The sequence below is a fragment of the Rheinheimera sp. 4Y26 genome (assembly GCF_025245835.1).
Lineage (GTDB): Bacteria > Pseudomonadota > Gammaproteobacteria > Enterobacterales > Alteromonadaceae > Pararheinheimera.
The window spans coordinates 1-13796 of the sequence record NZ_JAOBWS010000003.1 but is presented as its reverse complement, the minus strand read 5'-3'; the positions used below and the strand labels follow the sequence as shown (position 1 = coordinate 13796).

Here is a 13796-nt window from a genome sequence, read left to right as displayed (position 1 = left end):
GTTAAATAAGATCCTTGTTACTGACTGACTGATAAAGCTGATGGTAGCGTTGCACCATGCTATCGAGACTAAAGTTGTTTTGGCAGTGCTTTTTCACCAAAACGCTGTCTTCTTGATACCGCTCAGGGTGTTTTATATACAGTGCCATACAATCGGCAAGTTGTTCCACATTGTTACTTTCAAACAAATGACTGTCTTGATGCTCAGGCAACAATAATTCCGGATTGCCACCAACTCTGGAGGCGATAACCGGCAAGCCGCTGGCCATAGCTTCAAGAATGGTATTAGAGATGCCTTCGGCTAACGAAGGCAACACAAACACCTGCATTTGACTCAGCATCAAGGGAACATTATTGCTGTTGCCGGCAAAAATCACCGCATGCTGCAGATTGGCAGCCATGGCTCTTTGTTCAAGACTCTCCCTGAGCGCACCGTCGCCAACCAGCAATAAACGAAGTGCTGCGGCTTTTTCCTGGTAACGTTGGCAGAGCAAAATAAAGGCTTCGAGTAATAATTGTTGGTTTTTCACTGCAGCCATGCGGCCGACAGTGCCAAACACAAATTGCGACTTTTCAAAGCGCCAGGGCAGTGTCTGTGCATTGTTTAGATCAGGATTTTGCTCAAGGTTGTTTTTATCAAAATTGTTTTTATCAAAGCGGCTCAGGTCAACACCATTACAAATGCGTTGTACACGCTTCTGCGGAACACCAATCACTGCCGTTAAATAATGTTCTGCTTCGGATGACAGGGCGACAAACTGATGCACAAAACCTTTTAACAACCGACGCAACTTCTGATAACGCCTGTTGGTGCCACCGATATCGCTGACGTCCCAGCCATGTTCACCATGCACCCGTAGCGGAATGCGCAACAGCGCAGCGATAAGCTGGCCTTCCATGGTACTGAGGTTGCGACTATGAAAAACATCGGGTTTTAACTGCCGTAATAGTTTGGCTAAACGCCAGAATAGCGCCAGATCAGTACCATCCTGTTTGGCTATATCAAAAATGGCGACGTTGGGGCTGTGGATGCGGGCGAAAAAAGCCGGATCATAACCTTTCTGGCAAATAATGCTGTGGCGGTATAAACCCTGAGGTAAATGGTTGATGAGATTGACCACACCATTTTCCAGGCCACCTGTGTGAAAACCCCACACATAATGCACTATATGCAACGGCTGAGCGCAGTTGTTCGCGGCGGCAGTCTGCGCAGATTGCAGAGCATTATCCGCCATGGGCTGTTTCCCATTGCTGTAACCTTTGTACCGCCTGCTGCAGTTTTTGATCGTCTAAGTTGAGTTCTGCATTCACCGACACCGCATTAAACTGGCCGACGGCAGAGCTACCACTTAGTAACGCAACAGTCTGTGCCAGTTTTACCCGCCAGCTGCTGACCGTTGTCTGGTCGCCGACCTGATACCAATACAGCAGGGTACGGCTATTGCCACCCAGACTTTTCAGGGTGATCACTTCAGCTTCTAAGCCGTTATGTTGCCAGGGGCGCCGGGCTGTAATGGTCCAGTGTTTAGCTTTAAACAGTTTGTTACTCCAGCTCACCAGTTCGCCTTGCTGCTGGCGGTGGGCATACTCAGCGCGGAAAAACTCAAAGCCGTCAGCGGTTTTTAATAAACTCTGTTTTTGGCTGGCCACAAACTCAATCCCCCAGTCTGAATCGGCGGCTGGCATTGCATCAGATGCCAGAAGTGCAGCAGAAGGGGTTGCAGGCACTGTTGCCAATGGCAGACTCTGGCGCCACAGCATAAAACCGGCAAAAAGTGCGGCCAGATAGCAAAACTGCAACAGCGTAAAACCCTGGGCAATGCCACTGATTTGTGTTGCCGCTGTCTGATGCTCAATTGGCTTGTCAGTGGCGGGCACTGTTGTCGTTTGCTCTGTGCTCTCTGTTGGGTAATCGCTGAATTTACCGCCGAGCCAAAACATGATCAGCAGTACCAGACCAAACACCAGCCAGCCGTAGACATAATGGTCATCACCAAAGCCATAGGCCATATTGGTTTGTTCGGCGATGTAGATCAGCAAAAAGGCACGCAGGCCATTGGCCAGCACCGAAAATAATATCAGCGCCACTAAAAATAACAGTTGCCGCCAGAGACTCTGATAGGTGAGATGGGCATACAAAGTACCAATGGCGAGCGAGGTAATTAAAAAGCGCAGACCTGAGCAGGCGACAGCCACTTCAAAGTGGCCAACCGGTGTGGTCAGGTATAAACCTTCACGAAATACCGGAATTGACGCAAGATGTAAAAACCAGACCGATAAATCGGCGGTGATATTCTGCAATATGGGGTGTAACTCTTCGCCGAACGGCAGCATAAAAATCAGATAAAACACGGCAAACTGGTGATGTTTAGCCAAGCGCAAGCCCATCCAGCCAACCAGAATCAATTGCAGGCAAACAATGGCCGCCAGCTGGGCCAAAGCTCCGGTATCTGACGCAAATCCGATCAGCCACAAAAACAGCAGTGGGAGCAGCAAAATAAGCGGACGCCAGTCGGCTTTGGGCAGCTCAGTGCTGCCCGCCTGACCACGGTGCAATAACCACAAAACAATCAGTGGAATAAAGTAGGCGTGACTATAGGTATCAGAACCCTGCCAGACAGATTCCAGCTGCACCAGGGTTGGCCAGAACAGCAAAACCCATAGCATCAGCGCAGCGGCAAGCAAACCCCATGATGTCTTGCTGATGGCAGATAGCTTCATGCTTCAGTAACCAGCTGTTGCAATGGTGCCAATGTGGCTTGCCAGGTAAAGTTTTCGATAACCCATTGCCTTGCCCCTATGTCATCAACCGGATTTTGTAATAAATCCATACAGTAACAGATAAAGGTTTCTGCACTGTCTGTCTGACGCAGCCAGGGCGATTGTGGTGCGTTAATGCCTTCCATCGCCATGTCTGTTGCTACCACTGCTTTATTCAGCGACATGGCTTCAAGCACTTTGTTTTGAATACCACGGGCGATGCGAAGCGGAGCCACCACAAACAGCGCATGCTGAATATAAGGCCGGACATCTTTGACCCGCCCTGTCACAACAATATTGTGTTTTAGTGCTAATGCTTTTACTTCTGCAGTAGGATTACCGCCGGCAATAATAAAATGCAAGTCCGGCTGTGCCTCAACTAACGCAGGCCAGACTTCATCGGCAAACCAGCGCACAGCATCCACATTTGCCCAATAGTCCATCGCGCCGGTAAATACCAGGTAACGTCTGTTTAACGGAACTTCGGTTGCTGTGACTGTAGCTGCCTGTTCAGGTGCAAAAAAATCAACATCAACACCATTCAGCAGATGGGTAATTTTGTCACTGCAAGCGGACGGCATCAAAGAGCGGAATAACGCCGCTTCATCCGGGGATACAAACACACTGTGGTTAAAGCGTTCACAGTATTTTTGTTCGGCCTGTTGCAGCTTGTGATGTTCACGCTGATACACCCATTTCATCAGTCCCTGATGTGCTTGTGCATACTGTCGCCATTTATCCGAATCCACATCCACAAAATCGATCACCCGATGCAAATGGCTATATTCTGGTTTATCAACAAATTGCGCCATTGCCGATGAGAAAATAAATACCTTTGTTATTTGATGCTTTTTAATAGTTTCATCAACCCAAAGTTGCATTCTGGCATCAAAATAATAGGGTTCGGTAATTGCCTTGCTGGTTAAAAATGAGGTTAAACCTTTCAGCTTGGCAAGCGTTTTATGTTGTGGCAGGCATTTATATTCAGTGCACCAGGTTGTTAACCTGTCCTGATATTGCCAGTCGTATTCGTCATCGACAAAACACCCCAGATACACCTCAAAGTGTTCCGCCAGAGCTTTAAGCACATTAAAAGAACGGATCTTATCGCCTTTATTCGGCGGATAAGGAATGCGGTGGCACAGATAAAGGATCTTCGGTTTTGCCATTTTTTACCCCAGATAATGCGCAAGTTTGGGGCCCAGCCAGCGGCTAACGGCCAACGGCAGCTTTTGCCACATCTTAATAAACAACTGGTATTTTGGGTTGTTTGGGCTGAGGTTGGAAAGTTCGGTCGCATTAATCAGCTTAAACTGATAATGCAATAACTGATGTTGCATGCCCCAATGCTTTTTATAACTGTAAGCGCCGGAGTCCAGTTTGCTGCGGCCAAAATCATAAAAAGTACAGTTTTTATCGTTTTTAGCATGACACATCAGCTGGTAATACATCAGGTCATTACTTTTCAGCTCGCGTGCCACAGGTTTACCGCCACCGTAGTAGGGCAGCACCTGATTTTTATAATAAAAATTAAAAACCGATGACACAGCTTCATTGCCGTTTCTGATGGTCAGAATTTCGGTTTGGGTAGGGAACACCTGCTGTAGTGCGTCTATCAGCTGCTTACTGAACACCGGCGTACCGAGGTTGCGCAGGCTTTCGGAATATATAGCGTAAAAGTCCTGATTATCGCTGTCGAGTTGCCAGCTCATTTGTGTTTGCAGGGCTTTGCGAATAAGCGCCCGTTGATTCTTTTTAATACCAGCCAGAATGGCCGCATCATCTTCTGCCAGCTCACAGCCAAAAGTGGCGTGTTGACTGCGGGTTAACCAGTCGTTGTCCTGGGCATCGCGGTAGCGAAGTTCAACGTGATCAACGCCCAGCTCACGGCCAATCTCAACGGCCTTTTGTTCCAGCGCACGTCGTACTTCAGGCGCGCCAACAGCGCCGCCATACACACAGAAGGGAGTTGAAACCAGGGCATTACCAAAAAGTTTGCTTTTTACCCAGGCGAGCGGCAGCACACCCACAATCTGGTCTTGCTCGGTGGCGTATAAATAGTAGGTTGGGTGGCCCATGCTTTGCTGCAACACCAGTTGCCAGCCACAAAGATGAAAAAAAGTACCGTCCTGGTGTTGGTCAACAAAGGCATCCCATGCTGTGCGCTTCGGATCATCCAAGGCTAAAGTGTTGATCTGATACATCTAAATCCTTTAGTTGTGTTTTTTATTGAATTTATTTCAGCGCTTTAGTGTGTCCTGATACACCTGACCCAGACTGCCCCATTGAAAGTCTGTCAGCAGGCGATCCAGTTTATCTTCCATTTTGTCCAGATTGACATAATGCCGGAACCTGGATTTGCGACCAGCGCCAGCGACTCTGGGCTGTGCAGGGTCTATTTCCCAGGGGTGGAAATAGAACATATAAGGCATTTCGTCGTTATGTAAAAACTTACTGATAAGCCTTTTGCTGAGCCAATAAGGCATTAAGCGGAAATAACCGCCACCGGCAATCGGCAATTGCCGACCATACATGGTCAGAGTTGGCATCGGGATTTCCCAAATCCCTTCCGGGCGCAGGTAAGGCTGCTGTGGCCAGTCCGGCACCCCATATAAATCGTGTTTTACCGGATAAGTGCTGGAACTGTATAAATGACCGGCCTGCTTAAGAATGTCAAAAGCCCATTCACTTTGTTTATTAATCGAAAAACTGGGAGCACGATAGCCAATCACAGCATCGCCTGTCAGTTGTTCCAGGATATCTTTGGCTTTGACAATATCAGCGGTGAATTCTGCCTGGCTTTGCTGATGCACCCGGGTATGGGCATAACCATGACTTGCCACTTCATGACCACGGCGTTTTACCTCTTTGACCAGCTCCGGAAAACGTTCTGCGACCCAACCGAGGAAAAAGAAGGTGGCTTTGGCACCATTACGGTCAAACTGATCCAGCAGCAGCCGCGTGTTGCGATCAACCCTTGGCTGCATGCTATGCCAGTCGGCAGGTTTAATATTGTTTTCAAAAGCGGCAACATGGAAATAGTCTTCTACGTCCACCGTTAAGGCGTTTAATTTTGGCAACAATGTCATCGATTTAACGCCCTTTGCCAAAAAGTACAATCTCGACGGTACGGATGAGAATAACCAGATCAAGCAGCAGGGTACGGTGTTTGATGTAATACAAATCAAACTTCAGTTTTTCCTGTGCATCTTCAGTGGTGGAGCCATAAGGATATTTAAGCTGCGCCCAGCCGGTTAAGCCTGGCTTTACGTTGTGGCGCTGGTTGTAATACGGAATTTCTTTGACCAGCTTTTCGACAAACTCCGGACGTTCCGGTCTTGGGCCAACAAAGCCCATGTCACCCACAATAATGTTAAACAGCTGTGGCAGCTCGTCGATGCGGTATTTGCGGATAAAACCACCAATTTTGGTGACACGGTCGTCATTGACAGTGGCCCATTTGGCGCCATTTTTTTCCGCGTCCGCTCTCATACTGCGAAACTTCAGAATATGAAACGGCTTGCCATCAATGCCAATACGGATTTGTTTGTATAACACAGGGGTGCCGGTGCGGCGGCCATCATCTAGGTAAATGGCAAGGGCGGTGATCAGCATCAGCGGCCAAACAACCAGTAATACACAAATTGCCAGCAAGGCGTTTAAGCGGTGATCCAGACTGGTTTTAAAACGATGATTCATTTCAAAACCATTGGAGTAAATAACCCAGCTTGGATAAATAAGGTTTACTGCTATCTGACCGGTTTCCTGCTCAATAAAGTCGAGGATTTCGATAACATCTATGCCTCTGGTTTTACATTTGAATAAATGTTCAACAGGCAACATATTGCGTCTTTCATCACAGGCGATGACTAATTGTTCAATTTCATGCTCGCAGGCATATTCGTACAAATCATTTTTGTAATCAAAATGTATCGTTCTTGCTTCCGGAATGTGACCAGGCTGGTCGCCATCAATGAATACAAAACCATGTACTTCGAAGTTTCTTTTATCGACGTTACGACGCATACGTCGTTCAATAATTGAAGCCCGTTCACCTGAACCTAATATCATCACCTTACGGCGACTGATTTTGGTAATGTCATGATACTGGAACAACATGCGAAAAGAGGTGAGGGTAACCATGGACAATAAAGAAGCGGTCAGGCTGTAAGTCAGGCCTAAGTGCAAAGAAGGCACTATGCTGAAAATTACAACTTCCAGCAAAATACCGGCCAGAATCAAGGTGATAACAACGCGTTTAAAAACACCGCCTGTGTCTTCACGCAGTTTTTGATCATAAAGGCCAACAGAAAGTGCACACAACATCACACTGCCGGTGAAAAGGACAGCGTTAATGGCAGCCAGTTCCTGGTCAACCGGCTGAAAAAAAGAGTAGATGTACGAGGCGAGCAGGCTGGAAACGAGTAATAACAACATTTCCCCGAGTAAAAACAACTTATCAGCCAGCGTATTTTTTCCGAAACGAACAGCCTTATTCATTCACACTTCTTCCTGAGTCTGAAACAACAATTTCAGTTTTAAAATTTGTCCACTTGACTAAGTGAATTTGCTGGAGAAGTATACGCTTGTGTGAATAAAACTGAAATTAATTTTTTATGTCTGCAGCCACATCGTTGTAAAATTCGGTTATATTACAAACGCATTAGCAATAAGGACGCAATATATGAATGCAAAGTTAGTTTTGGCTCAAATCTTCGCCATTGGTGCGATGCTGGTGCTGCAGGGGTGTAGCAGTAATCAGTTAGCACCTGCCACTGTTCACAATTCTATGACCACTGCGGTCACCGACTACAAATACCTGATTGGCCCCAATGACACTGTTAACATCTTCGTCTGGCGCAACCCGGAGTTGTCGGGCTCTTTTATCGTGCGTCCGGATGGTCAAATCACCACATCTTTAGTTGAAGACATTGCCGTTGCCGGTAAAACGCCAACCCAGTTGGCGCGCGAAATGGAAACCATCTTGTCTAAGTTTATCCGCGACCCTGTGGTAACAGTATCAGTGAATGGTTTTGTCGGGCCGTACAGCGAGCAGGTTCGTGTGATTGGTGCTGCTGCTCAGCCGCAGGCTTATCCTTACCGCCAATATATGACATTGCTTGATTTAATGATCGCTTCAGGCGGTTTAACTGAGTTTGCCAGTGGCAACAGTGCCAAACTGGTACGTACCGTGAATGGTAAACAGGTCAGTTATGAAGTGAAACTCGACGATTTGATCCGCGAAGGTGATATTTCTGCCAACGTAGATATGTTGCCTGGTGACATCGTAATTATTCCGGAAGCCTGGTTCTGATAGTAGTCGCTGGAGTAGTTCGATGAAGGAATTAAACCTTGCAATAGAGATGTTGCTTATCTATTTACAGGGAGTTTGGTTAAGACGCCGCTATATTGTGATCACCGCCTGGGTGATTTGTCCAATTGGCTGGTTGGTGGTGTTTAATATGCCACCTACTTATGAAGCCAACACCAAGTTATATGTAGAAACCCGCTCTATTCTGGACCCTGCGCTGCAGGGCCTGACTATCAGAACCAATCCGGATGAAGAAATTCAACTGATGGCCAGAACCTTGTTAAGCCGGCCAAATCTGGAAAAAATTGCGATGGCAACAGATTTGGATGTGACAGTTTCTGACCGTCAATCCTACGAAAATCTGATTGATGGACTGCAGAAGAACATTAAGTTGTCATCTGCCGGCCGGGAAAACATTTACGTGATTTCTTATGCCAATGCGTCACCGCAACTGGCAAAACGGCTGGTGCAGGAAACATTAAATATTTTTGTTGAAAGCAGAGTGGGTAACGCCGCTGCTGATAACAAAAAGACTGCAGAGTTTCTCGATAGTCAGATTAAAGAATATGAAAGCCGGCTGGAAGCAGCTGAAGCGCGTTTATCTGAGTTCAAGAAAAACGAGCTGTTAACAGGTCCTACTGCTGATACTGGCTTTTACGCCCGTATTGAAGCGGAAAAACAACGGCTGGAAGAAGCACAACTGCAAATGCGTGAGCTTGAAGGGCAGCTCTCTTCAGCCCGCCGTCAGCTGGAAGGTGAGGATCCGGTGATGTTTGACTACAGCACTGGGGCACCGGCCGGATTCAGTTCACAATATGATGAACGGATCCGCGCGCTGCAAAACCAGATGGACGCTCTGCTTATTCGTTACACAGAAGCGCACCCTGATGTAGTTGAAACAAAAAAACTGATTGAAACTTTGCAGGAACTTCGGAACGCTGATATCGCACAGTTGGAACAAGCTGCGGCAACGTCACCCGGAACCAGCAGCAGTCTGAGTCAGAATCAGGTGTATCAGGAATTGAAGCTGAATGTAGCGCGGCTGGAAAATGAAATGGCATCAGTCAGTGTACGGGTGCGCAATTATTCGGAAAAACTGGCTCAGCTTGAATCTCAACGCAACACAATACCGGACATTGAAGCGAAATTCACCGGCTTAAACCGTGATTATGAAATTACCAAAGCCAAATACGAAGAGTTGTTGAGCAGACGCGAAGCGATTGATTTATCTCAAAAAGCCGATGAATCACAGCAGGACGTTCAGTTCAAAATTATTGAACCACCTCATGTTCCGATGAAGCCGTCCGGGCCACCGCGGGTACTGTTTTACACCCTGGTGCTATTGGGCGGTATTGCGGCCGGCGTCTTTATGGCTTTTGCCCGCAGTCAATTGCAACCTGTGGTGACCAGTGCTTTACAGCTGAAGACTATTTCCGATTTCCCGGTATTTGGTTTGGTGTCACATACACAAAAAGCGGCTTTATTGCGGCAGAATAAAAAACATTTGGTGTATTTCCTTGGTTTAAGCGGCATGTTGTTATTCAGCTATTGTCTGTTGATAACCAATGAAATGGTTTTTGGTTTTACCGCCAAACAATTATTGGGACGGTTGTTATGAGCACAATAGAAAAAGCTCTGGATAAACTGGGGGCGATGAACCCGGCAACAGCCGAACCTGTGGCTGAAAAGGCCACAACAGTTGATACTGCCGCGCCTGAGAACACAGTACAGGAGACTGCATCAGGTGCGACTGCATCTGTTGCAGCAAGCTCAGAATCAAAGGCTGCACAGCCGGCGGCCACTGTGGCTGATAGCGCTGTGGCTGATAGCGGAGCTTTGGCTGATAGTGCCACTGCGCCAAAACTGATGCTGAATATCGACCTTGCCAGCCTCAGCGAGCGTAACTTTGTGTCCATGGCCACAGAGCGCCGGCTCATTTACGAAGAATTCCGGGTGATCAAACGAAAGCTTATCAATAACGCTTTTGGCAGTTTAAGCAAAACCTTACACCACCCGAATCTGATACTGGTAACCAGCAGCAGGCCGGGGGAAGGCAAAACTTTTACCTCTGTGAATCTGGCGCTCAGTATTGCGCTGGAGCAGGATAAAACCGTACTGCTGGTGGATGCCGATGTGCTACGCCCGAATGTGTCGCGTACGCTGGAGATTTCAACCCAGCTTGGTTTAACCGACTATCTGAGTTCAAATGATGTTGATGTCTCTGACATTATGTACAGTACCAATGTTGAGCGTCTGAAGATTATTACCGCAGGTAAACCCCATCATTTATCCACTGAACTGTTGGCCAGTGACAAGATGATGGAACTGGTGCAGGAGTTTGCATCCCGTTATCCGGATCGGATCGTGATTTTTGATGCACCGCCTCTGCTTGGTGTCAACGAAACTTGTGTAATGGCTGGTATGTGTGGTCAGGCCGTTGTGGTGCTGGAAGAAAACAAAACCAAACTGAATGAGCTGGATAAAGCATTGAGTTTATTGCCAAAAGAGCTGGCCGTTGGTTTTGTGATCAATAAGGCATATTACAGTCGTGATAAAGGATATGGCTACGGTTATGGATATTATGCGGAATAACAAAGTGCGTTCTGTCAGGATAGGTGGGGTATTGTCCCTGCCTTTACTGATGTTGAGCACACCAGTGTTCAGTGCAGTGGATGTGATCCCGAGCCTGACACTGGAAACACATGCATACCGGCTTAAAGCTGCAGATAACGGCACAGACCGGGGCCTGGCTCAAACTCTGGCCCCCGGTGTGAGTCTGACTTACGATAATTCCTGGTTGCAATCAGCATTTAATGTTGAACAAAAAGCGGTCATTTATCGGGATGAACAACGGAAAAACGAAAGTTATACCGATTTTCGTCTGACCAACAGAGCCAGCTTGCTGAGCGATCAATTGTCTTTGCGGCTTGGCGCCGGCCAGTCTTATCGTGCTGCAACATCCAATGTATCGCGCTATGTGGACGAAATTACCGCCGGCGGCGATATGGCCAAAGTGCAGACCAGAGATGTTGGTGTTGGTTACAGGTTTGACCCTTATATCTGGCTGAATGGTTTTGTTGACGTGAATGCCAGCAAAGCCAGTACAGACAAAAGTGTTTCTGTGCTGTTTGATGATGACCCTTTTGCTGACACCGGCATCGATAACGAAATGCTCAGTGGCAGTGCTGAAATTAAGTCGCGTAGCCGTGCCAGTAAGTTTTTTTACGGTTTTCGGGCTAATGGTCTGAAAACCAGCCGTGAACTGGGTGAAGATCTTTACAACAGACGCGGCAATGGTGTGATTGGGGTACCATTCTTCTGGCGTGTTGCCATGATAGCCCAGGGCAGTTTTGAAAGTAACAGTGGCCTTGTGTCAACCAACCCGCAATTTGCTAATTACCGTAGCTTTCAGAGTGTCGGTGGCGGCTTTGAGTGGAATATCTCAGATAGATCCTGGTGGAATATCACTTACAACAAAATTAATAACTTTCTTGGTGAAAGTGAGTACCTTGGTACTCAGTTTAACTTTCAGCCATCAAGGCGCACAAAGTTAAGCGGCAGCCTGGATAAAAGGTTTTTTGGCCGCAGTGCTGAGCTTTCAGGCAGTTATAACTTAAAACGTTTAACGATGGCGGTGCAGGTATCTGATACTGTGAATTCGTTGCTGGCCTTAAATGCCGCTGATGCTGAGTTTGGTTTGTTTGTATGTCCGCCAGGGGTAACGCCCGGTTTAGCCAGTTGTTTTCAGCCACCCACTGCACAATACCGGCCTCAACCTGGTGAACGTTATTATAATATCCAGCTGCCGGGTGAAGACTTAAACGACGCTTTGGTGGTCAGACGTTCTGTGAATTACAACCTGGGGTATGCTTTTAGCCGGTTAAAGTTGCAGCTACAACTGGGTGAACGTCGGGATATTTATCTGGAGCAGGATGCTGAACTGCAGGATAGAACGGCGTCATTGAATGCAAGTTGGCAATTATCCAAACGCAACAGCCTGACAGCCACCTCGTCTTATTCAAAACTTAAATTTGATGGTGATGATGGTCTGGGCAATAGGTTTGGCAATAGACAAGGCACACAAGCCAGTAACTCACTGAGTTTTAACCGCGAGATTAATCCACAGCTGACAGCCGGATTGACAGCACGCCACACAGAAATTGATTACCAGGGACGAGAACTGGATTATCAGGAAAACAGATTGTCTTTTGATATTAAATTTAATTTCTGACACCGCAGATAAAAAACAAAAAGGCAGCTAAGGCTGCCTTTTTGTTTTTTATCTCATCGGCTTAGTTGTTGTCTTTATCCAGTTTTTTCATCACTTGCTGATGCTGCTGGTTTAATAATATATCCAGCTCTTTGGCCATCTTAATTTTATGCTCCAGTGAACTATCGAGCAGACCCGACAATTCACTCAGCATGGCATGGTAAGGGTTTTGCGGCTGCGAAGCTGTGTTTGCCTCAGTGTTCATCGACGCTGCCGCAGCTGGTGTTGTGGGAAGTAGTTGCTGTGGCGCCTGCTGCGCAACTTCACCACGGATCTCCTGAATCACATCCTGTACATCCTGTGCTGTCAGAAGGTTTTTATCTTCTAAAAAGCCAAAGAGTAATACTCTGTCCATCAGGTTATTGATTTTGCGAGGTATACCCTGGCTAAACTGATGAATAAGCGCATAACAAGCACTATCCAGCAGCGGACGACTGACACCGGCCTGAGCGATACGATATTCAATATAGGCCTGGCAGTCTTCGGGCGTTAACGCTGATAAATTTGATGAAGCAATAATACGTTGCCTGAATTGTTCCATCTGGGGGGACTGAATAATGGCGTTCAGCTCATTTTGCCCAAGCAAAAAACTTTGCAGCAAAGGTTTACCGGCCAGCTGAAAATTGGACAACATACGAAGCTCTTCCACCGATTCCAGTGGCAGGTTCTGCGCTTCATCTACTATCAACAAAGCTCTTTTATTCTGCTGATGTAATTGAGTTAAGTAGTTAGAAATGGCTTCCAGATAAGCTGCTTTATTATTGTCTTTAACGCTCAGCTGAAATACTGACGCTATCATGCGCAATAAGTCGTCCGGGCTGAGTTTAGAGCTGACAATTTGCCGGGCAATAATACGCTGATGGTCTAATTTACCCAGCAGCTGATTAGCAATAGTGGTTTTCCCTGTGCCAACGTCGCCGGTGATCACAATAAAACCTTCACCCTGACTTAAACCATATTGCAGGTAGGCGAGGGCACGTTTATGCAACTTGCTGGCAAAAAACCATTGCGGATTTGGCGTGAGTTGAAATGGCCGGTCGTTAAATCCGTAATAAGCTTCGTACATCAGTGACTATCCCTAAGGTTGCGGCAACTTAACAAACTGTGCAGCACATTTACACAGTGAAAAACAGTTGGATCATATCACAGCGGGGGCAAAAATCCGGCAAATTTGTCGCTGACAACAATGCTTGATTTGTGCAGAAAAATGCACCGATGCTACTGTTTTTGCGCGCATTTTCGCCTTCATGTTTAAAAAATGCCCGAACAGATTCAGCTTTGGAAAAAAGTATTGACACATATAGGTATGCCTCATAGAATGCGCCTCGTCTTGTGATGCAACGCAGTTAAGCGATTAAGTGTGTGCTAACAATATGGTGTGGGGCTATAGCTCAGCTGGGAGAGCGCTTGCATGGCATGCAAGAGGTCAGCGGTTCGATCCCGCTTAGCTCCACCA

The 13796-nt window shown here is 47.0% G+C and carries 11 protein-coding genes and 1 tRNA gene; 5 read left to right on the top strand and 7 right to left on the bottom strand.

What is annotated here, in order from left to right; genetic code table 11:
* Position 1: 1 nt before the first annotated feature.
* The 6 genes from N3Z11_RS05405 to N3Z11_RS05380 are packed head-to-tail and all read right to left on the bottom strand — an operon-like array spanning position 2 to position 7259.
* Positions 2-1234, bottom strand: coding sequence for a TIGR03088 family PEP-CTERM/XrtA system glycosyltransferase (locus N3Z11_RS05405; RefSeq protein WP_260656136.1), 1233 nt, complete (start codon positions 1232-1234; stop codon positions 2-4).
* Positions 1224-2720 (bottom strand): exosortase A, encoded by a 1497-nt coding sequence (xrtA, locus tag N3Z11_RS05400; protein ID WP_260656135.1) that lies wholly within the window; start codon positions 2718-2720, stop codon positions 1224-1226. The genes N3Z11_RS05405 and xrtA overlap by 11 nt, the downstream gene beginning before the upstream one ends.
* Entirely contained in the window at positions 2717-3928 is a 1212-nt protein-coding gene (locus tag N3Z11_RS05395; RefSeq protein ID WP_260656134.1) for a TIGR03087 family PEP-CTERM/XrtA system glycosyltransferase, read from the bottom strand. Before N3Z11_RS05395 ends, xrtA begins: the two co-directional genes overlap by 4 nt.
* 3 nt (positions 3929-3931) lie before the next feature.
* Positions 3932-4963 carry a FemAB family XrtA/PEP-CTERM system-associated protein gene (locus tag N3Z11_RS05390; protein WP_260656133.1) on the bottom strand — a complete coding sequence of 344 codons (1032 nt, stop codon included), beginning with the start codon at positions 4961-4963 and terminating at the stop codon, positions 3932-3934.
* A 36-nt stretch (positions 4964-4999) separates the two neighbouring features.
* Complete coding sequence (locus N3Z11_RS05385; protein ID WP_260656132.1) at positions 5000-5848, bottom strand: XrtA system polysaccharide deacetylase; 849 nt, start codon at positions 5846-5848, stop codon at positions 5000-5002.
* A 4-nt stretch (positions 5849-5852) separates the two neighbouring features.
* Positions 5853-7259, bottom strand: coding sequence for a TIGR03013 family XrtA/PEP-CTERM system glycosyltransferase (locus N3Z11_RS05380; protein ID WP_260656131.1), 1407 nt, complete (start codon positions 7257-7259; stop codon positions 5853-5855).
* A gap of 184 nt (positions 7260-7443) precedes the next feature.
* Between N3Z11_RS05380 and N3Z11_RS05375 the strand changes: the two genes are divergently transcribed.
* The 4 genes from N3Z11_RS05375 to N3Z11_RS05360 are packed head-to-tail and all read left to right on the top strand — an operon-like array spanning position 7444 to position 12301.
* Entirely contained in the window at positions 7444-8073 is a 630-nt protein-coding gene (locus N3Z11_RS05375; RefSeq protein ID WP_409566853.1) for an XrtA/PEP-CTERM system exopolysaccharide export protein, read from the top strand.
* Positions 8074-8095: 22 nt separating this feature from the next.
* Positions 8096-9688 (top strand): XrtA system polysaccharide chain length determinant, encoded by a 1593-nt coding sequence (locus tag N3Z11_RS05370; RefSeq protein WP_260656130.1) that lies wholly within the window; start codon positions 8096-8098, stop codon positions 9686-9688.
* Positions 9685-10662: an XrtA-associated tyrosine autokinase gene (locus tag N3Z11_RS05365; RefSeq protein ID WP_260656129.1), complete on the top strand. Its 978-nt coding sequence runs from the start codon at positions 9685-9687 to the stop codon at positions 10660-10662. Before N3Z11_RS05370 ends, N3Z11_RS05365 begins: the two co-directional genes overlap by 4 nt.
* Positions 10643-12301 carry a hypothetical protein gene (locus tag N3Z11_RS05360; RefSeq protein ID WP_260656128.1) on the top strand — a complete coding sequence of 553 codons (1659 nt, stop codon included), beginning with the start codon at positions 10643-10645 and terminating at the stop codon, positions 12299-12301. Before N3Z11_RS05365 ends, N3Z11_RS05360 begins: the two co-directional genes overlap by 20 nt.
* 61 nt (positions 12302-12362) lie before the next feature.
* On the opposite strand, the gene N3Z11_RS05355 is transcribed toward N3Z11_RS05360, so the two are convergent.
* On the bottom strand, positions 12363-13406 hold the full coding sequence (locus N3Z11_RS05355) for an XrtA/PEP-CTERM system-associated ATPase (protein WP_260656127.1): 1044 nt from the start codon (positions 13404-13406) through the stop codon (positions 12363-12365).
* Positions 13407-13720: 314 nt separating this feature from the next.
* Here N3Z11_RS05355 and N3Z11_RS05350 point away from each other — a divergent pair.
* A tRNA-Ala gene (locus N3Z11_RS05350) sits at positions 13721-13796 on the top strand.